Annotated in this window: 21 protein-coding genes and 1 pseudogene; all 22 read right to left on the bottom strand. The window is 48.1% G+C overall.

Annotation, left to right across the window (positions count from 1 at the left end; all coding sequences use genetic code 11):
- Positions 1-69: 69 nt before the first annotated feature.
- Positions 70-624, bottom strand: a complete 555-nt coding sequence (gene frr, locus JCM10914_RS03640; RefSeq protein WP_023957545.1) for a ribosome recycling factor — start codon at positions 622-624, stop codon at positions 70-72.
- Complete coding sequence (gene pyrH / locus JCM10914_RS03635) at positions 624-1,352, bottom strand: UMP kinase (protein WP_023957543.1); 729 nt, start codon at positions 1,350-1,352, stop codon at positions 624-626. Before pyrH ends, frr begins: the two co-directional genes overlap by 1 nt.
- 308 nt (positions 1,353-1,660) lie before the next feature.
- Positions 1,661-2,311, bottom strand: coding sequence for a translation elongation factor Ts (tsf, locus tag JCM10914_RS03630; protein ID WP_023957541.1), 651 nt, complete (start codon positions 2,309-2,311; stop codon positions 1,661-1,663).
- 122 nt (positions 2,312-2,433) lie between these two features.
- Positions 2,434-3,132, bottom strand: coding sequence for a 30S ribosomal protein S2 (rpsB, locus tag JCM10914_RS03625; protein ID WP_023957539.1), 699 nt, complete (start codon positions 3,130-3,132; stop codon positions 2,434-2,436).
- A 240-nt stretch (positions 3,133-3,372) separates the two neighbouring features.
- A complete protein-coding gene (locus JCM10914_RS03620; protein ID WP_023957537.1) occupies positions 3,373-3,975 on the bottom strand; it encodes an endolytic transglycosylase MltG in 603 nt (200 codons plus the stop codon).
- On the bottom strand, positions 3,972-4,508 hold the full coding sequence (locus tag JCM10914_RS03615; RefSeq protein WP_023957535.1) for a hypothetical protein: 537 nt from the start codon (positions 4,506-4,508) through the stop codon (positions 3,972-3,974). Before JCM10914_RS03615 ends, JCM10914_RS03620 begins: the two co-directional genes overlap by 4 nt.
- Positions 4,509-4,538: 30 nt before the next feature.
- Positions 4,539-4,847 (bottom strand): hypothetical protein, encoded by a 309-nt coding sequence (locus JCM10914_RS03610; RefSeq protein ID WP_023957533.1) that lies wholly within the window; start codon positions 4,845-4,847, stop codon positions 4,539-4,541.
- A 53-nt stretch (positions 4,848-4,900) separates the two neighbouring features.
- The gene (locus JCM10914_RS03605; RefSeq protein WP_023957531.1) at positions 4,901-6,310 is read right to left on the bottom strand and encodes a DUF342 domain-containing protein; all 1,410 of its coding nucleotides are present in this window, start codon (positions 6,308-6,310) and stop codon (positions 4,901-4,903) included.
- 30 nt (positions 6,311-6,340) lie between these two features.
- On the bottom strand, positions 6,341-7,129 hold the full coding sequence (locus JCM10914_RS03600) for a FliA/WhiG family RNA polymerase sigma factor (protein ID WP_023957529.1): 789 nt from the start codon (positions 7,127-7,129) through the stop codon (positions 6,341-6,343).
- A 14-nt stretch (positions 7,130-7,143) separates the two neighbouring features.
- Positions 7,144-7,548, bottom strand: coding sequence for a hypothetical protein (locus JCM10914_RS03595; RefSeq protein WP_023957528.1), 405 nt, complete (start codon positions 7,546-7,548; stop codon positions 7,144-7,146).
- Positions 7,549-7,550: 2 nt separating this feature from the next.
- Positions 7,551-8,047, bottom strand: a pseudogene (locus tag JCM10914_RS03590) (chemotaxis protein CheD).
- Positions 8,044-8,631: a chemotaxis protein CheC gene (locus JCM10914_RS03585; protein ID WP_370570220.1), complete on the bottom strand. Its 588-nt coding sequence runs from the start codon at positions 8,629-8,631 to the stop codon at positions 8,044-8,046. Before JCM10914_RS03585 ends, JCM10914_RS03590 begins: the two are co-directional and overlap by 4 nt.
- 36 nt (positions 8,632-8,667) lie before the next feature.
- Entirely contained in the window at positions 8,668-9,129 is a 462-nt protein-coding gene (locus tag JCM10914_RS03580) for a chemotaxis protein CheW (protein WP_023957521.1), read from the bottom strand.
- Between the two features lie 50 nt (positions 9,130-9,179).
- Positions 9,180-11,240 (bottom strand): chemotaxis protein CheA, encoded by a 2,061-nt coding sequence (locus tag JCM10914_RS03575; protein WP_023957519.1) that lies wholly within the window; start codon positions 11,238-11,240, stop codon positions 9,180-9,182.
- Positions 11,241-11,263: 23 nt separating this feature from the next.
- A complete protein-coding gene (locus JCM10914_RS03570; protein ID WP_023957517.1) occupies positions 11,264-12,625 on the bottom strand; it encodes a chemotaxis response regulator protein-glutamate methylesterase in 1,362 nt (453 codons plus the stop codon).
- A 37-nt stretch (positions 12,626-12,662) separates the two neighbouring features.
- The gene (locus tag JCM10914_RS03565; RefSeq protein WP_023957515.1) at positions 12,663-13,556 is read right to left on the bottom strand and encodes a MinD/ParA family protein; all 894 of its coding nucleotides are present in this window, start codon (positions 13,554-13,556) and stop codon (positions 12,663-12,665) included.
- On the bottom strand, positions 13,553-15,007 hold the full coding sequence (gene flhF, locus JCM10914_RS03560; RefSeq protein ID WP_023957513.1) for a flagellar biosynthesis protein FlhF: 1,455 nt from the start codon (positions 15,005-15,007) through the stop codon (positions 13,553-13,555). Before flhF ends, JCM10914_RS03565 begins: the two co-directional genes overlap by 4 nt.
- A complete protein-coding gene (gene flhA / locus JCM10914_RS03555) occupies positions 15,004-17,037 on the bottom strand; it encodes a flagellar biosynthesis protein FlhA (RefSeq protein WP_023957511.1) in 2,034 nt (677 codons plus the stop codon). Before flhA ends, flhF begins: the two co-directional genes overlap by 4 nt.
- Before the next feature lie 24 nt (positions 17,038-17,061).
- A complete protein-coding gene (gene flhB, locus JCM10914_RS03550) occupies positions 17,062-18,150 on the bottom strand; it encodes a flagellar biosynthesis protein FlhB (protein WP_023957509.1) in 1,089 nt (362 codons plus the stop codon).
- A gap of 18 nt (positions 18,151-18,168) precedes the next feature.
- The gene (gene fliR, locus JCM10914_RS03545) at positions 18,169-18,957 is read right to left on the bottom strand and encodes a flagellar biosynthetic protein FliR (RefSeq protein WP_023957507.1); all 789 of its coding nucleotides are present in this window, start codon (positions 18,955-18,957) and stop codon (positions 18,169-18,171) included.
- 11 nt (positions 18,958-18,968) lie between these two features.
- Entirely contained in the window at positions 18,969-19,238 is a 270-nt protein-coding gene (gene fliQ / locus JCM10914_RS03540) for a flagellar biosynthesis protein FliQ (protein ID WP_023957505.1), read from the bottom strand.
- Positions 19,239-19,277: 39 nt separating this feature from the next.
- Positions 19,278-19,994 (bottom strand): flagellar type III secretion system pore protein FliP, encoded by a 717-nt coding sequence (fliP, locus tag JCM10914_RS03535; RefSeq protein ID WP_370570219.1) that lies wholly within the window; start codon positions 19,992-19,994, stop codon positions 19,278-19,280.
- Positions 19,995-19,998: the final 4 nt, after the last annotated feature.

Below are 19,998 nucleotides of genomic sequence, written 5' to 3'. Positions count from 1 at the left end.
TATTTCCTCCAGGCATCTTTCTGCAAAAAAAGAGACAAACCCCACCTTACCGGAGGGGCCACAAGTCTCTTATACTTCCATAATTTCTTTTTCTTTAGAAACGAGGACTTTGTCGACTTCCGCGATAAACTTATCCGTCGTTTTTTGGATGTCTTCCTGATGTCTCCGGGACTCGTCCTCGGAAATATCTGTTTTCTCCATTTTTTTGATGTCGTCATTAGCATCACGGCGAATGTTGCGGATGGCCACTTTCGCTTCCTCGCCGAATTTCTTCGTCATTTTCACAAGTTCCGTTCTGCGCTCTTCCGTTAGAGCAGGAATGACTAAGCGGATCTGGTTACCGTCGTTCGCCGGAGTCAACCCGAGATCCGATTTCATGATCGCTTTCTCAATGTCTGCCAGGGAAGTCTTATCCCAAGGCTGAATCATCAGCGTTCTTGAATCTGGCGTACTGATATTGGCTAACTGGTTCACCGGTGTTGGCGCTCCATAATATTCAACCTGAATCCGGTCTAGAAGCGCTGGTGCTGCCCGTCCTGCGCGCAGAGTAGCCAAGTCACGTTTTAAAGACAGGATCGCTTTTTCCATGCGTTCCTCTGCATTTTTCTTTACTGATTGTGGCATTAATCTACACTCCCTTTGACAATTGTTCCGATCTTCTCTCCTAGTACGACGCGTTTAATGTTACCTTGCTCCGTAATAGCAAAGACGATTAGCGGGATATTGTTGTCCATACATAACGATGAAGCTGTAGAGTCCATTACGCCGAGATTCTTGTTCAATACGTCAAGATACGTAAGCTGCTCATACTTCTCTGCAGTTTCATCCTTAAATGGATCAGCAGAGTATACTCCATCCACTTTGTTCTTCGCCATGAGAATGACTTCTGCTTCGATCTCAGCGGCGCGAAGCGCTGCGGTCGTATCGGTGGAGAAGTAAGGATTACCTGTTCCTGCTGCGAATATGACGACACGGCCTTTTTCCAAATGACGAATCGCACGTCGACGAATGTACGGTTCCGCAATTTGTTGCATGGAGATCGAGGTTTGTACCCGTGTCGGAACGCCGATCTGCTCCAATGCATCCTGAAGCGCCAGGGAATTCATCACGGTCGCCAGCATGCCCATATAGTCGGCGGTTGCACGGTCAATGCCATTCGCACTACCCGCAATTCCGCGCCATATGTTGCCGCCGCCACACACAACAGCTACTTCAACACCCAATTCCACGACTTCACGAACTTGCTCAGCGATCGAAGTGATCGTCTCAGCGTCAATACCATAACCATTCTGCCCCGAAAGGGATTCCCCGCTGACTTTCAATATGACTCGTTTATATACAGGCTGTTCCAAATGATAACCCTCCACTTTAAGACGGCGCCTCTTTAGTTAGACGCCCGTTTGTAAAACGACAGACAGACACACCGGCACTGCTTGACGGTTTATAATAATCGGGTAAAACATCCGCCTCAAGTAGAAACATCCTGCGTCTTGAATACAAGACACGGATCCTTACTATTTCATATGAGATAACGATGGACGCTGCGCTGAAGTTTGTACTTTTCTTATCTCTTTATAGAAAAAACGCATTACTATCTTAAAAAAGAAGGAACACGGGGTGTGTTCCACTCTTTTCTAACATCTATTGTAGCCGATCTGGCTTATTTATTCACCTGGGACATAACTTCTTCAACAAAGTTGTCTTGCTTCTTCTCGAGGCCTTCACCCAGTTCAAAGCGAGCAAAACGACGAATGGAGATATTCTCGCCAATCGTGCTGATCTTTTCGTTCAACAGTGTGTTGATCGTTTTGTCCGGATCTTTAATGAAGGATTGCTCAAGCAGGCAATACTCTTCATAGTATTTGTTGATGCGGCCTTCAACCATTTTTTCAACGATTTTCTCCGGCTTGCCTTCGTTCAGCGCTTGGTTTTTCAAGATTTCTTTTTCTTTATCAAGCTCTTCAGTTGGAACTTCTTCACGGCGAACATATTTCGGGTTAGCTGCAGCAATATGCATCGCGATATCGCGCGCGAACTCTTTAAATTGATCGGTTTTACCTACGAAGTCCGTTTCACAGTTAATTTCAACGAGTACGCCAATACGACCGCCACCGTGGATGTAAGATTCAACAACGCCTTCAGTTGCAGCACGACCGGCTTTGTTTGCAGCTGCTGACAAGCCCTTCTCACGCAGAACTGCGATCGCTTTATCGATATCACCATTTGTTTCGTCAAGCGCTTTTTTGCAATCGAGCATACCTGCTCCTGTTCTTTCACGAAGTTCCTTAACTGCACTAGCTGATACTGCCATTAGATTTCCCTCCAAATTGGTATGATAAGCGTTCCGGTATCTTAAAAAAAGGGCAGTGAGAGGTTATCCACCTACCAACCACCCTTTTCATTTAATTCAATATCTTATACAGTTCAGCCTGATTATGCAGTTGTTTCTTCACCTTGGTGAGCTTCAACTACAGCGTCAGCCATTTTACCAGTCAACAATTTAACAGCGCGAATCGCGTCATCGTTACCTGGAATGACATAATCGATTTCATCAGGATCGCAGTTTGTATCAACGATACCTACGATTGGGATACCCAATTTGCGAGCTTCCGCAACAGCGATACGCTCTTTACGTGGATCGATAATGAACAAAGCGCTTGGAAGACCCTTCATGTTCTTAATACCGCCCAGGAATTTCTCAAGACGATCTTTCTCTTTGCGGAGAAGGATAACTTCTTTCTTAGGCAATACTTGGAACGTGCCGTCTTCTTCCCAAGACTCAAGCTGTTTCAAACGATTGATACGCTTTTGAATGGTTTCGAAGTTAGTCAAAGTTCCGCCGAGCCAACGTTGGTTAATGTAGTACATACCGCAACGCTCTGCTTCTTCTTTCACGGAATCTTGAGCTTGTTTTTTCGTACCTACGAACAGAACGGTACCGTTCTCTCCAGCTACGCTTTTTACGAAGTTGAAAGCTTCTTCAACTTTCTTGACCGTTTTTTGCAGGTCGATGATGTAAATGCCGTTTCTTTCAGTGAAGATATATTTATCCATTTTTGGGTTCCAGCGACGAGTTTGGTGACCGAAATGTACACCAGCCTCAAGTAACTGTTTCATGGAAATTACCGCCATCTTCACACACCTCCTAAGTTTGGTTTTTTGTGTGTCCCTCCGCCAAGATCATTTTCCATTAAGACTCCCTATCTGGAAGCACCCTTAACGAAATCACTATGGCGTGTGTTTTAACACCGTCATTTAATATACCATAATGAATACCAGGTTGCAATGTCTTTTGTAGATGCATCGCTATGATTCAATCATTGTTGAAGTCCATACCGTTATCAAAGAAAAAAACCACTCTCAACCAATGAATTAGTTGGAGGGTTTCGTTGTTATTTTCGTAATGATATCATCGTAGTCTTCACCTGGCACAAAGGAGTAACTGCCGCTGCGTACAACTGTGTTGGCCTTCCGGACCGTCGCTTGATCAATGAATGCCTGCTTGTCATCGATAATCCCTGCTCCCAGCAGCTGACTCGCAATATCACTGAGATTGTTTCCGGAGGGAATACGGATTGAGATCGCGGTTTCTTTGCTGACCGGGATCTCGGGCTCTGCCGGTTCGTCTGTTGCTGCCGGCGGCTGTACAGCGTCCCCACCTTGAACGTTCGGCTTTACCGGCTCGTTCGGGTTCTCAGGCTGCTCTGCCCCCTGGTTCGTGTTCGACTCTGATGGAACGTCTTCCGCTAACGTACTGCGGGACTCTTCCCATTGCTCAGCCGTCATCAATTCATCCTCTGCCTCAATTACTTTCAACTCCATTGCTTCCGCTGCCGCAATAAGCTGTTCCTTCGTCAAATCCTCCGGTTCACCGGACCATACCGAACCTTGCCCGATCATCATCAACTGCAGCAGAATCCCTCCCGTAACCAGACCGATACCCAGGCCCATCATAAATACTCGGTTCTTGATCACGCGGATTCCTCCTGTTTCGCAAGTTGAATGATGAGCTGGACCTCACCACGCTGAAGTTCCGTAGCCTTTGCAATCATATCGATAGATTTGCCCTGCTCGTATAAATCAAACAATTCTGCATATCTGTGCTTGATGGAATGGATGTCCGGTGTGCTTTCTTCGATGGCTTTCTCTTCCTCAACCGGATCCATGCTTGTTGAGGAACGTCGCAGCAATGCTTCTTCAGCTCTGGACAGACGATCTTCGGATGCTACAAGCTGCCGTTCCATTTGATCCACCCGCTGCTGCAGTTCCTTCGTCTGTGTCAGAAGCTTCTGCTGGTCCGCCTGCTGTTCTCGCTTCAACTGCCCAATTAATTCCACCAACTGCTCATTTTCGTGCTGAATCTCCGCCATATAGCCCTCGAGCGTGTTCTCTACTTCCTGCACAATCGCTTGGCTGGACACCGTTTCCTCACGGCGCTTTGGCAGCATAAACGCGTATAACACCGCTGCCACGCCAAGAAGCACGATGTATATCCATGGATCACCCAATTCGATTAGCTCCTTTAGCCCTTATATTGATTATAACGAAACATCAAAATTCTTTCCTTTGTACGGATGTTCCGCCTGCTTCTCCATCGCTTCTTCTTTCTCCGCAGCCCCCTGCTCCTGCTGCTCGTCGAATGCACCGTTCCCATCATCGCGTATCGCCGTTTCCGCCGTCTCGCTCACCTCAGTGCTTCGTTTCGATTCGGCCCGGCTGTTCTTCATCTGTTCTCCTGCAAGCAGTGCCTGATCGTTCAACGGCCGCTGTTGAAACTCGTTATGTACTCTTCCGGCTTCATGGGTTCGGGGCACGGCCACCTGCATTTCAATCGATTTCAAACTCAAGCATATCACCTCTTATCTTCATAATAGGTAAGTTCCCTCTACCTGCTAGCTTGCTATAGTAAAGGCACCATGGTGATATCCCCGTCATGATAGTAAAAAGAAACCCGCTGCGTGGGGTCTTTAATAAACCGAGTATACCGGCCAATCACGATCTTGGCCCCGCCATATACGGTTTTGACCACATTGACCCGTGCCTTGCCTGTATCCTCCAACATTTTCTCAATCTCCAGCATCCGTTCTTTAATGCCTTCCTGTTCAGCCACATTCGATTTCTTCGTCGCGTTCAGCTTAATTCGTAATGCGAGTTTATCAGGAGCAAGCTGCCCCGATGAAGCCAACTGATTAAGCAAGTACAGTGCTTTATCCGTCTTATCCATGCTTTCAAGCGACAGCTTTAACTGTGCTCTCAAATCAACAAGCTCGTTGCGCAGCTCCGGCAACACACCCACCTCGATAACCGTGGCCGTCGACATGGTGTTACCTATTGTCCGCGCTACTACCTTTTCACCTGCCTGAAGTGTTCCGCCTACCACAAGTCCCTTGATGCCACTGCATTCAATATTTTGAACCGCGCGGATATTCGAGTGCATGATGCTCTGAGACACCAGCACACTGGCTCCGGCGATGACATTCCCATCTTGAATAAATGAGCTCTTTACGTTCTGTCCAGCTCTTACATAACCCTTGTTATAGCCTATAATTCCTCCAGATATATCGATAGAGCCTTCGGCGTCCAGTTCAGCACCTTCTACGAAACCCGTGACACGTATATCACCTGCAGCTTTAATCTTGAATCCAGACAATACATTGCCACGAATTACCACAGTTCCGACAAAATCGATATTGCCGATGCTGTAATCAACATCGCCGTTGATCTCATACACGGGAAAAACATTCATTTTCCCCTTCTCGGTTCGGGTGAGCAAGCCATCAATCGCCGCATACATCGCCGTTTTCTCCGGATTAACCACCACATTCTTACCAACTTTAAAATGGGCTTCCTTACCGGGCTTGCTAGGAATCTCTTCACCAGTTACCGAAGTACCGGGCACGCCTTTTGTCGGTGCGATCCGGGTCGCCAGCAATTGCCCTTTCTTGACATTATTTAAACGCAGCACTTCTTTGTAATCGACCTTACCATCTTCGAACTCAAGCGGCTTCAGATTCGTCGAATCCCCGATGTCGATGACGAAGACGATTTTGCCGTCCTGACCATGCATCGGTTCATTTCCAATGGCAATAGGCGTTCTGCTGTATTGATATTCTACTGCATGACCTGCAATCCGCCGCAACGTATCATGCTGTAGCCCGTACCGCACCTGATGATTTCTTAGAAATTGCTCCAGAGCTTCTACAGAGCAGGCGAAATCCTTCTCCCACTTAGCAAACTGTATATAAGCAACAACCTTATCGTCCGAAAAGGTAACGCTAAAGTATTGATCTAATGCATAGTCTACAGACAATCCAGGAACCCCCTTCATAAATGGCATGGGTCAATCGTTTTGCATAAGCAGATCCCGATCCTTATCCAGGGCGCCACGAAGTCTTAATATGGCCTTGGAATGAAGCTGTGAAATTCTTGAGGGTGACAGTGACATTACTTCCGCAATCTCACTGAGGGAAAGATCTTCATAGTAAAGCAATGAAACCACGGTCCGCTCTTTGGGTGTTAACTTGCCTATGCCTTTCGTTAGAGCTTCCCGCAAATAAAATTCATTAACCTTATGATCCGGGTTCTTCGCCTTCTCATCCACCAGGAGTGACATCCGAGTTTCGGATTCCTCTTCACGGATCGGATCCTCGAGCGAGGTAAGCGTCATAACCGCCACTTCCTGAAGCATGTGACGAAATTCTTTCTCCGACACATCCAGGTAGTCACTCATTTCCGAATCGCTAACGCTGCGTAAATACTTCTGTTCCAACTGTTGGTATGCTGTTTCGATTTTCTTGGCCTTCTCCCGAACAGAACGAGGCACCCAATCTCCCTGACGAAGCGAATCCAGAATAGCCCCGCGCACTCTCCAGGAAGCATACGTTTCGAATTGCAACCCGCGCTTATAATCGAATTTCTCAATCGCATCAATCAGCCCCATCACACCGTTGCTTGCCAGATCGCCTTTCGATACATTCTTGGGAAGGCCGATAGCCAGTCGACTGGATACATAATCCACGATGTGAAGATGATTTTCGATCAATTTCTTTTTCGCTTCCTGATCCCCGTCTTCCTTCCATGCACTCCAAATTTCCATGTGGTTCAACGTAGAAGCTTTTCGTTCGTCCAATTGCCCTCACCTCCTTATTTATTCGTAAGGTGACGAACGGCCTTGGCCAGTTCTTCGGGATCTTTCGTGGATACCAATTTCGGTGGATTCAGTGGTACAAACCCTCCGCCCTCCTTGGCATCGGCATGCATGAGATCCATCAGTTCGCGATCTTCGTCCGGGGTAGTCAGATCAAGCCGCGTCCCCCGGTCCTCCCTTAACTGCGATTCGGAGGCAGCATCGATCTCCTTGACCACTGCCGGCTTCGCAATAGCTCCAAGCAGCCATCTGAGCAGCACCGCCAAGGCACACCAGATAACAAGAGCGATCAGAGCCCGATTCATGCTAGTCATCCACGGATTGTTGCGTATCGTTAAAATAAAAGTGAATATAAAGCCGGCAAATCCCGATATTAGATAGAAACGAAGTCTATTCATCATAGCTACAATTCCTTTATGCCCTTTTGTACGCTTCTTATAGTAAATGTACCCGTTGCGCAGTCCAATTCTACCGTTCTTCCATAATTGCCGCCTGTATCTTCTGCGACAAGAGGGATCCCCATCTGTGCTAAACCTGCCTTGCAGGACTCGACATTACGCGGACCGATCCGCATCGTGTCCCCGCCACCGGTAAAAGCAAACATCTGGGCCCCTCCGGCCATCTTGGCCACCATACGGGTTGGAGAAGCGCTAGATTTCTCATCTTGTTCAACAGAATAGGGAGAGCTGTGTCCGCGTATTTCGACAAGTTCAACTGACCTTCTCTGGCAATCGCCGAGGACGGCAGCATAATATGCGCCATGCCACCGATCTTGGTCAGCGGATCATACAGGGTAAGTCCCACGCAGGAACCAAGGCCTGTTGTACGTAGAATTCCGCTTGGACCTGCGACGTTCAGGTCCGCCATAGCCACTTTCACAATGCTTTGCTCTTCAATCATTCGAAAGGTACTCCCAAGGCTTCGAATATCTGTTCGAATGATTGTGGATCCGGAATCAGGAAGAACTGACCCTCTACTTCATTCTGCCCTTCCAGGAACGTCGTGTTGATTAAGAGGGCATCGTCTCCCATTTCTCCAAATTGGAGCAATCCATAGCTTAATATAGCGCCAGCCATATCCATAACCAAGGCAGGGACGGTGGGAGTCATAGATAATCTGGTAAAGTCAGCGAGGGATGAAAGATACGAACCAGCCAGGATGTTGCCAATTTCACTTAAAGCCGACTGTTCCATCTCCGAGAATTGCTCGCTCGCAGAGGCTTCGATACCAGCCAGATTGTGCAGCAGATTCTTCCCAGCCTCCGGACTCATGATGAAGAAGAGGTTACCGGGCGCACTTCCTTCGACCCGCAGGTAGACCGCGAGCACAACGCGCTCGCTCCCCCCCACCGTCTCCGCAATCTGTTCAAATGGAAGCAGCTGCACCTTCGGTACAGCCATGTCGATCGGCTTGTCGAGCAGCCTGGATAACGCGGTAGCCGCATTTCCGGCACCGATGTTTCCCACTTCCTTCAACACATCCATTTTGATTTCCTTGCCGTGCTTAAACAGTTCCACCTGTTACTCCTCCAAGCCTTCAAGCTGGATGATCTCGGATTTGTTCAGCACTTCGGAGAGATTCAGCATCACTAACAGACGCTCATCCCCGACCTTAGCCACACCGCGAAGATATTTGGCTTTGATCCCGCCCACCACTTCAGGTGGAGAGTCGATGCTATCCGTATTGAGATCAATAACGTCGCTAGCCGAATCAACGATGAATCCAACCTGCAACTCGTTCACCGCAACGATAATAATACGGGTCTGATCGGTAGCCTCGACTTCTTCCAGCCCAAAGCGACCACGCAGATCAATTACAGGGATCACAACCCCGCGCAGATTGATAACTCCTTTAACAAATGCATAAGTTTTAGGCACACGGGTGATCGGCATCATGCGCTCGATCGTTTGTACTTTGTCCACCTCGATGCCATATTCCTCCACACCGAGCTTAAAGACGATAACCTTGATTTCTTCTCCCATGAATAGTCCTCCTTCAGATCTGTTTCATTCACCTAGGCGTACCAATTGATTTACTTAATAAAAGCATTCGCATCGATAATAAGGGCAACTTGTCCATCACCGAGAATGGTAGCTCCCGATATCCCCTGAATAGTCGGTAGATACTTTCCAAGATTCTTAATGACGATCTCGCTCTGACCAATAAAATCGTCAATCGCGATGGCAGCTAACCGGTCCCCCTTGCGAATCACCACAATTTCCGTTTCTTCTTCCCGTTCCTCGTCAAAGTCCGTTATCTCGAACAGACGACTGAGCGATATGAGCGGAATGAGTGATTCCCTGAAGTGAACCATTCGACTACCATGCACGGTCTTGACCTGTCCGCGTCTGATAATCGCCGTCTCCACAATAGAGGATAACGGTATGGCGTATTTCTCCGATCCCATACGAATCAGCATCGCCGCAATGATAGATAGCGTCAACGGTAACTGGACCGAGAAATTAGTTCCCTTGCCCGGCGTTGAGTAGATCGTAACGTTGCCGCCTAGAGCGACAATCTTGGATTTAACAACATCCAGGCCCACTCCGCGCCCCGATACGTCGGAGATTTTCTCCGCCGTACTGAATCCAGGAGCAAACAGCAACTGGTTTACTTCTTCATCCGTCATGTTAGCTGCCTCTGATTCCGTGACCACACCTTTTTTCAAGGCATTCTTCAGGATGTTGTCGCGATAAATGCCGCGACCGTCGTCTTCAATCTCGATGAACACGTTGTTGCCACTGTGGAATGCTCTCAGATGAACGGTACCCGTCTCCGGTTTGCCAGCGGCTATGCGATCCGCGATTGGCTCCACTCCATGATCAGCCGAGTTGCGAAGCAAATGCACCAGTGGATCACCAATCTCGTCTATTACCGTGCGATCAAGCTCGGTGTCTGCACCGGTAATGATCAGATCGATTTTTTTGTCCAGCGTTTTGGCCAGATCACGCACCATTCTTGGAAAACGATTAAATACCGTATCGACCGGGACCATGCGGAGCTTCAAGACGATATTCTGCAAATCGCTGCTGACACGGCTCATATGCTCCACCGTATCTGTCAACTCCTGATTCTTCGATTCCATTGCTAATTGCTCGAGCCTCACCCGATCAATCAGCAGTTCGCTGAACAGATTCATTAAAACATCGAGCCGTTCGATATCCACCCGTATTGTTCGCGAAGGATTTCCTCCTGTATTCGCTCTCGGCGTCGCTTTAGCTTCCTTGACGGGTTGTGCTTCCAACTCGCTCAATTTAGTTACTGATGAAGTCGCTTGAACGGGTTCAAGCGCTGGTGCCGCTAGGGCCGCTGCACTTTCCAGTACCATCTGTTGCAGAGTTTCATGGTCTAACTGAACGACCGTCGCCGATTCAACTTCAGAAACGCCTAAGATTTGTCCCTTGATGTCTTCAACATCTTTTTGTGTTATGTAATATAGAAGAAACTCGCGTTCAAAATTGCCTTGTTCCATGTCTTGCACGTCTGGATAGGTCTTAACAATTTCACCAGAACGTTCAAGTGCTTCAAATACCATATAGGCACGAACAGCCTTGAGCTGGCAATCCTCACGCAGAGCCACCTGTATGTATACGACCTTATGACCTTCCGATATCGATTGATCAAGCACTGAGAACTGGAATTCATCTAGTGTAATGCCCGTACTCACAGTTGCAGATGGCGTTCCAGTCGCGGTGGATGAAGGTGCAATGATCTCCCCGCGCTCAATGGCTTGCAGTGCAGCCACAATAGCCGAAACATCCGCTTTGCCGTCTCCGCCTTCTGTAATGTCTTGCACCATCGATTCCAACGCATCCAAGCTTTTGAAGAGCGTGTCAAAGATAGAATCCTGCATTTTCAACTTATCGTTGCGGACAAGGTCCAGTACATTCTCCATCTGATGAGTCAGGGAAGCCAGATCCTCAAATCCCATCGTTGCCGCCATGCCCTTAAGCGTATGGGCCGAACGGAAAATAACCTGAACGATACCCAAATCGTTCGGGTTGGATTCTAATTGAAGCATATTTTCATTTAATGATTGTAGATGATCATTAGACTCATCAATAAACATGGTTAAATATTGATTCATGTCCATTGAGAGGCACCTCCTCTTCAAATTCAATTCCCGTTATTTACGGCTCGGACTATACTTGGTGCGATATCATGAAGCGGGAGAACGTAATTTACACATCCTAATTCAACAGCTGATCTTGGCATGCCGTATACGATGCATGTTTGCTCACTCTCGGCGAAGGTTGAAGTAACTCCTGTATCGTAAAGTTCCTTCATCACCCTCGCTCCGTCACTACCCATTCCCGTCATTAGGACGACATGGCGTTTCAACTCTCTAAGCGACATTAACGATTCGAACAACACATCAACTGAAGGACGGTGACCGTTACGAGGTTCGTCCGTATTCGTACGAATAACATATCCTCCCGTCTCCGTGTGCTGGATTCTCATATGGGCGCCGCCTGGTGCAATATATGCTGTTCCAGGCTGTAGACGCATGTCCTGCTCTGCCTCTACCACCCTCAGCTTACTAAAGGAATTCAGACGCTGCGCAAGTGATTTCGTAAAGCTGGGCGGCATATGTTGAACGATGACAATCGGCGCATGAAAGTCACCGGGAATTTGTTCGAGAAAGGCCTTTAATGCTCTGGGACCACCTGTTGAACAGCCTACAGCAACCAAATCGGTTATGTTTGTCGCTCGTGATCCGGTCTCTGATATTACATGCATCTCTTTGGAGCCAGTAACTTCCTCAACCACCGGCACCGGTTCAGGTAACGCCTTGGGTGTCTTCTTGTTCGCTGGTAGATCTTTGGGTTTACGTTTATGAAACTGAGCTTGAGTTGAGTCCGTCATTACACGATGCTCATTAAAGGGAAGTCGCTTGTACTCGATCCGAGAATGATCGTCAGGTTTCCACGGTTGCTGCACACCTGTACGCCGCCCCGTCTTCCTGTTTATCGGCTTATGATCCCGTTGTTGATTCGAATTTCTTAGAGATGCGGGATTCACCGTACTCGTATCCCTTCGTCTCTGTTCCTCTTCTTCCCAAAGCGCTCTTCGCTGTTTGGCCTGCATAGCAGCATTCAGCTGTTTCACTAACTCTGAACGAACTTGTTCAATGTCTAGCGCGTTGGAAATCGAGGGTTTCCTGATGAAATCAAAAGCTCCGGCTTCCAGTGCGAGAATCGTTTCTCGCAGGCCCGTTTCATTAATGCCAGAGAGCATAATAATCGGGCGGGGGCCAAGTTCCATGATCTTCTTCAGTGCATCTAATCCGTTCATCTCTGGCATTTCCACATCAAGTGTGACGACATCCGGATCAAGTTCCTTTACTTTCTCTACGGCTTCGCGCCCGTTACTTGCCGTTCCAACAACCTGAAATGACTTATCCCGATCGATACAATCGGAGAAGATCGTCCTCATAAATGCGGAATCGTCCACGACCAGCACACGAAATGGCTTCATTGATGTCCACCTCTGTTTTCTATAATCCAGCCTTGATTCATTTCGTACGCTTGAGCCAGCGCTGCATGAACCCTTTGATTCCCCTTGGTGCTTCAGGCAATGTTGCCGTTGGGACGGTGACGTACCTGAGCGTAATCCGTCTGATGTCACTTGCCGCATTGCAACGTGGGTATGCAGAAGTAAACGGAATTTGCCGTTTAACTGCCTGAACCACATGTGTATCGTCTGCAATCGAGCCGAGCAATTGAATATCTATATTCAAGAAGCGTTGTGCCGTTAATATAATCTTACTCGCCGCTTCATTCGCTTCCGTCTCATCGTCAGCCCGATTGACAACCAAGCTGAACGGCACACTGGGATCCGTACTATGCACCACCTTGATCAGAGCATACGCATCCGTAATCGATGTTGGCTCAGGCGTCGTTACGATCAGACAATGATCGGCAGATGTGATGAATCTCATGTTTTCCTTGGATAATCCGGCTCCAGTGTCAAACAGGATATAATCCATTTCAGCTGAGATGCGCTCAATTTCGGAAATGAAATAGTTCATTTCCTCTTCAGAGAGCGACAGCATATCCGCTAATCCAGAGCCCCCCGCAATATAGGGAAGTCCTTCAGGCCCATGTAAAATGACATCCTCGATTCGTTTCTCCCGCTTAATCAGATGGTATAAGCTGTAGTTGGATCGGATACCCATCAGCACATCGATATTGGCCATTCCGATATCGGCATCGAATACGAGAACTTTTTTGCCCATGGATTGCAGTGTTAACGCAAAGTTAAGTGTAAAGTTGGATTTTCCAACCCCTCCCTTGCCGCTGGATACCGTAATGATTTTGGCTGTTCTTGTCGCTGTTGTTCCCGTCACATGATCGGATGGCTGATGACTGGAAACCAACTGCCTTAGTGAATGGGCTTGATCGTTCATGAAGCTTTCTCTCCAAGCAGCATCCTGCATATTCGTGTGCTATCGGCCATCAATAAATCATCCGGCACGTTCTGTCCATTGGTCATATACGACAAACGGAGATTGTGAGCTTCAAGCAGATTAAACAGCGGGCCATAGCTTCCCGTTTCATCCAGCTTGGTAAAGATCACTTTGTCCAATTCATACTTACTAAAATGGTCGGCAATTTCGATCATGTCGGCACTCTTGGAAGTCAAGCTAAGAACGAGATAGGTTTCGCTCTGATTCTGGTCTTCTTTTGAAAACAAGCTCTGAAGCTCGGAGACGAGCAGCTCATTGCGATAATTGCGCCCCGCCGTATCCATCAGAATCAGATCGCAGTGCTCCAGCTTCTGAAGCGCTCTTTGCATGTCTCCCGGAGATTGAACCACCTCCATCGGCACGTTCAATATGGAAGCGTAGGTGCGAAGCTGTTCTACCGCCGATATCCGGTACGTATCGGAGGTGATGAAGCCGACTTTGCGTTGATGACGAAACAATTGTTCAGCCGCGATCTTGGCAATCGTAGTCGTCTTACCCACCCCGGTAGGTCCGGCAACATACACGATCCGGGTATCCGGGTGCACACCTTCAGCGCTATGATCTTTGATAAAGGCCTCTGCCTGCCGATGTACGACATCGATGAGCTCCGATTCGCTCAGCTGTTTATCGCTTGCCTTCCACGCTTCCTCGGCTTCTGTTAACCAACGCTGAGCGAGAGTAGCCGACAATTCCTGTTTCAATAATTGATCCCGTAAGGCCAGAAGCGGTTCAGGCAGCTGCTGAACTTCCAGGTTTTGTTTGGACAGCCTTGCCATCCACTCCTTCATCTCCTTAAGTTCAGCCAGTACTCTTTGTTCCGATTCGCTGATCCCGAGCCGAGCGCTCAGTGATTCATCCTGCTTACTATCGGAGAGGGGCTCCGCCGCCTTCCCCAACCCCATTGTCCCGGATCGATGCGCATCGTCCTCTGCACTTGATGCAGCTTCTCGTTCGGTGCGTTGATCTGATCTGCCCTCTGATGCAGCCGCCTGACTCAGAATTTCGGCGAATCGATTATAGTCGAAATCGTCCGAGCTCTCCCTATGAGGCTCTAAGGCCGCCTCGCTTGCAGATGTCTTCGTTACCGGGGTTGATTTGGCTTCAGGCTTGACCATTGCGGCTGTTCTCTGATAAGCCTTCGGGACTGCTGCCGTAGGCATTGGTACCGAAGCCGCCTTGTTTTGCGACTGAGCTTGAACTTTATTCGACTTCTCGGATTCTGACTGTTCAATCGCCGCGATCACTTCGATTTTTTTGCGTGTGAACATGCCCAGAAACCCACCGACCTTCGTTTCTTTCGTGCTTAATATAACGGCTTCTGCACCCAAATCCGTACGAATATGCTGCATCGCCTCGGGCATCGTGTCGACGATATACCTTTTCACTCTCATAAGTTCACCACTCCGACACTTTGAATTTCCACATTTGGCTCCAACTCACTATAGGACAAAACGGGAATGTCCTGCATACTGCGCTCGATTACCTGTCTTAGATACATTCGAATAGCGGGCGATGTGAGCAGGACGGGCTGTTGTCCCATCTGGATAATCCGATTCACTTGTTCGCTCAGCTTCTGGAACACACTCTGCGTAGACGCTGGATCCATAGCTAGGTAGGTACCCTGATCACTCTGCTGGACACTTTCGGCAATCTTCTTCTCAAGCTGAGGACCAACCGTGATCACGCGCATAGCCTCACCCTCTTGTGCATATTGCTGGGTAATTTGCCGGGACAGCGCCTGCCTTACGTACTCAGTCAGTACATCCGGATCTTTGGAGTAGTGCCCGTAATCCGCCAAGGTTTCCAGGATCGTAACCATGTCACGGATCGAGATCTTCTCTCTCAGCAGCTTCGCGAGCACTTTCTGAACTTCACCGATCGTCAGTACGGAAGGTATGAGCTCATCCACAAGAACCGGATAACTCTCGCGAATATTGTCGACCAGCGCCTTCGTTTCCTGGCGTCCGATCAGTTCATGCGCATGACGCTTGATTAATTCAGTCAAGTGAGTGGCTACAACGGAAGGCGGGTCAACAACGGTATAGCCCGCCAAATCGGCCCGTTCTTTCATCCCCTCATCGATCCAAAGCGCCGGAAGTCCAAACGCCGGCTCCATGGTCTCAATTCCGGTCACGGAGTCATCCTCGTAACCAGGACTCATAGCAAGATAGTGATTTAATAGTAATTCACCACCGCCGACAGCATTCCCTTTTATTTTTATGACATATTCATTCGGTTTTAGTTGAATATTGTCGCGAATTCGGATAACCGGCACGACCAGTCCAAGCTCAAGCGCACATTGTCTTCGAATCATGATAATCCGGTCCAGCAAATCTCCACCTTGTCCTGCATCAGCTAGTGGAATCAAGCCATATCCGAATTCGAACTCGATTGGATCCACCTGAAGCAGATTAATCACGCTTTCCGGACTGCGAACTTCCTCGATCTGCTGTTCTTCCTCAAGTTGTTCGACCTCCACTTGCTTGCGATCAAGGTTGCCTTGCATCGTTCTGGCAGCAATGAATAACACGAGAGAGATCGGCAATGTCGTTGCTAGATGAATCGGTGTGAAAAGTCCCAGGAATAACACCGTACCCGCCACAATGTATAACAGGTGTGGGTATGATAAGAGCTGTCCTGTCAGATCATCTGCCAAATTCCCCTCAGATGAGGCTCTGGTTACGATCAAGCCAGCTGCCGTTGATATGAGCAGTGCCGGGATCTGGCTGACCAATCCATCCCCGATCGTAAGAATTGAATAAGTGCTCATGGCATCGCCAAACGACATGCCGTGGATCGAGATCCCGATAATGAAGCCACCGATGAGGTTGATTAACATGATGACAATGGTGGCGATTGCATCTCCCTTGACGAACTTACTCGCACCATCCATAGCTCCGTAGAAATCAGCCTCGCGCTCGATTTTCTGTCTGCGCTCCCTCGCCTGCTGTTCATTGATCAGCCCTGCATTCAGATCGGCATCGATACTCATCTGTTTGCCTGGCATCGCATCGAGTGTAAATCTAGCCGCGACCTCTGCCACACGTTCCGAACCTTTGGTAATAACGATGAACTGAACGACAACCAGAATGAGAAAGACGATAAATCCGACGGCAATTTCTCCATTGGCGATCCATCGACCGAAGGTTTCTACAACTGCTCCAGCCTCGGCTTCGGAAAGAATGAGCTTGGTCGTGGATATGTTCAGCGCTACCCTGAACAAGGTCGTTATGAGCAGGAGTGAAGGGAAGATGGAGAAATCCAGCGCTTCCTTTGTATTCATGGCTACCAGCAAAATGATGAGTGCCAGCGATATGTTGATGATGAGCAGTACATCGAGCAGCCATATCGGGATCGGAAGGATCATCATGAGTACGATGCCAATGACACCCGCAAGGACAGATAGATCTTTTATTTTCACTGCACTGACGCCTCCGGTCCCTAGTTATTTCGCTTTACCTTTAAGTTTATATACATAGGCCAACACTTCCGCTACGGCCTGGAACAGGTCTCCCGGAATGAAATCCCCGATTTCCGACCGTTGGTACAATGCACGTGCCAGCGGCTTGTTTTCCATCGTCATAATTCCGTGTTCTTTCGCAATTTCTTTGATTCGCAGTGCCATGAAATCCTGTCCCTTCGCCAATACTTGTGGGGCTTCCATAGCACTTCCGTCGTACTTGATGGCTACCGCAAAGTGGGTCGGGTTCGTGATAATGACATCTGCATTCGGTATTTCCTGCATCATTCGTTGCAGCGCCATTCGGCGTTGGCGTTCCCTGATCTTTCCTTTTATCAGCGGATCGCCTTCCATCTTTTTGTATTCGTCTTTTATATCTTGCTTGGACATGCGAATGTTCTTCTCATAGTCAAACCTTTGATAAAGATAATCCAATACGGCCAATATCATTAAACCGACCGCGATCTTAAATCCTAACGACACCGTAATGTCTGCAACAAAGTGAAAAATCATATCCGGTCCCTTGGTCGATAAAGAAGAGAAACCTTCTCTGGCCGCCCATATCGTGGTGTAGACAAGGAAGCCGATGATCGTCAATTTAATGACGGACTTCAGAAATTCTACAAGGGAACGCATCGAGAAAATATTTTTAAACCCTTTTATCGGATCAATCTTACTAAACTTCATTTTCAGTGGATCTCCTGTAAGCAGAAATCCGACCTGCAAATAATTAGCTATTAATGCAATAATGAACACCGCAATAAACAGTGGCGCCAGCAGCAACAAGATCTCGATTCCGTACTGACCGAACAATAGCATGACGTTATCCTTCGTGACATCCATCGAGAGCCGATTAATGTATACGTCCGTAAACAATCGAACCGTGCGGTCCCGCATATAACCACCGAAGAAGAGAATACAGAAAAAGGCAGCTAACAAAACCGAGGCCCCGGACACCTCCATACTCTTGGCGACCTGACCTTTCTTGCGTGTGTCCTGACGTTTCTTCGGCGTTGCTTTCTCTGTCTTCTCGCCAGCAAACATTTGCAGATCGACCCGATACCGGTATGCCATCAATCCACCTCCAACAACTTATGTCGCTTCACTGCCAGCCACTCCGAGCAGCACACGCAGCGCTTCAAACATTTTGCCAAACAGATGATCAAATAGTCCTACAAGCATCGGCATCAGCAGCATCAACAGCACGAGGCCGACCAGGATCTTAATGATGATTCCGATGACAAATACGTTGAATTGGGGAGCTGTTCTAGCAAGAAATCCAAGTCCGAGGTCAGTCAAGAACAGTGCGGCAACCAGTGGTGCTGCCATCTGCACAGCAAGTAAAAACGAATGAGCAAACGTTCTGATCAGAAAATCGGTCACGTTGCCATCCTGAACCTTACTGAACACGTCGCCTGTTATCGGGATCCAATCGTAACTATACATAATGGCATCTAATAAATAGTGGTGGCCATTCATGCTGAGGAACACTAACAAAGCCAGATAATATTTAAAGTTACCGATCAATGGCGTCGAAGTTCCTGTAAAAGGATCGATGACATTAGCCATACTGAAGCCGATCGAAATATCAATCAAAGCCCCCGCGGTTTGAACTACAGCCATCATCAGGTAGGCGGTGAACCCAAGCAGCAACCCGACCAGAACCTCCTGAACGATCAAAATAGCGTAGGACAGATCTTGCGGAACGACTTCACCAAGCCCGAACGAGAGATAAACGATTAAAGCAATGATCGCAGACAGCCCGATTTTGTATGAAGCGGGAATCCCTCGCGATGTAAACACGGGTGCAATTACAAAAAAAGAGGTTATTCGACAAAAAATAAGCATAAAGACAGGTACACTTTGCTGTAACCATTCCATGGACATTCAGCCTATCCGATATATTTGTAGAGATTGTCCAAAATCCCGTGCGTGAAATCGACCAACGTCGTTAATATCCAAGGTCCGAACAGCAGTAGCGAGACCAAGACCATAATGATCTTGGGTACAAACGCGAGCGTTTGCTCTTGAATCTGCGTTGTCGCTTGAAAAATACTGACGGCAAGCCCCACGGCCAGTGCAAGAACCAGCATCGGTGCGCTCACCTGAAGCACAATGTAAACGGCTTGTCCTGCCAGACCGATAATAAATTCAGCGCTCACGGCGAGTCCCCCTGTATTCGAATTACTTGCCGTTTGATGTTACGGGTTAAAACTCATTAACATGGATTTGACGACAAGATACCAGCCATCCACCAGTACAAACAGCAATATTTTAAACGGTAGTGAAATCATGACCGGTGGCAACATCATCATCCCCATTGCCATCAACACACTGGCCACAACAATGTCGATAACCAAAAATGGAATAAAGATCATAAAGCCCATCTGAAAGCCTGTCTTGAGTTCGCTTATGGCGAATGCAGGAACAAGCACCGTCAAAGGAATATCTTCATATGTTTCAGGCTTCTCGGCTCCGGTGTAATTCATAAATAACAGTAGATCCTTCTCTCGGGTGTGAGAGAACATAAATTTCTTGATCGGATCCTGCGCCTTATCCAAAGCTTCGCTTTGCGTGATTTCCCCCCTAATGTATGGTTGCAGCGCAACATCATTCATCGTAGATAAGGTGGGAGCCATGACGAACAGGGTGAGAAACAGTGCCAGCCCAATCAACACTTGGTTAGGCGGTGTTTGCTGTGTTCCGAGTGAAGTACGGACAAATCCGAGTACGATAACAATTCGCGTAAAGCTGGTCATCAATACCAGGATAGCCGGTGCAATGCTAAGAATGGTGATCATAAGAATCAACGACAGTGCACTTGTTCCCGGAGCATCCCCATTGTCGCCGATCGAGATGTCGATGTTCGGGAGCGGACCTGCATATGCGTTATCGGTAAACAACCATCCTAGCAGCATGAAT

The sequence above is a fragment of the Paenibacillus sp. JCM 10914 genome, assembly GCF_001315105.1.
In the GTDB taxonomy this organism is placed as follows: domain Bacteria; phylum Bacillota; class Bacilli; order Paenibacillales; family Paenibacillaceae; genus Paenibacillus_AQ.
The sequence above is the reverse complement of the archived record's forward strand: the minus strand, read 5'-3'. Positions and strand labels throughout refer to the sequence as shown.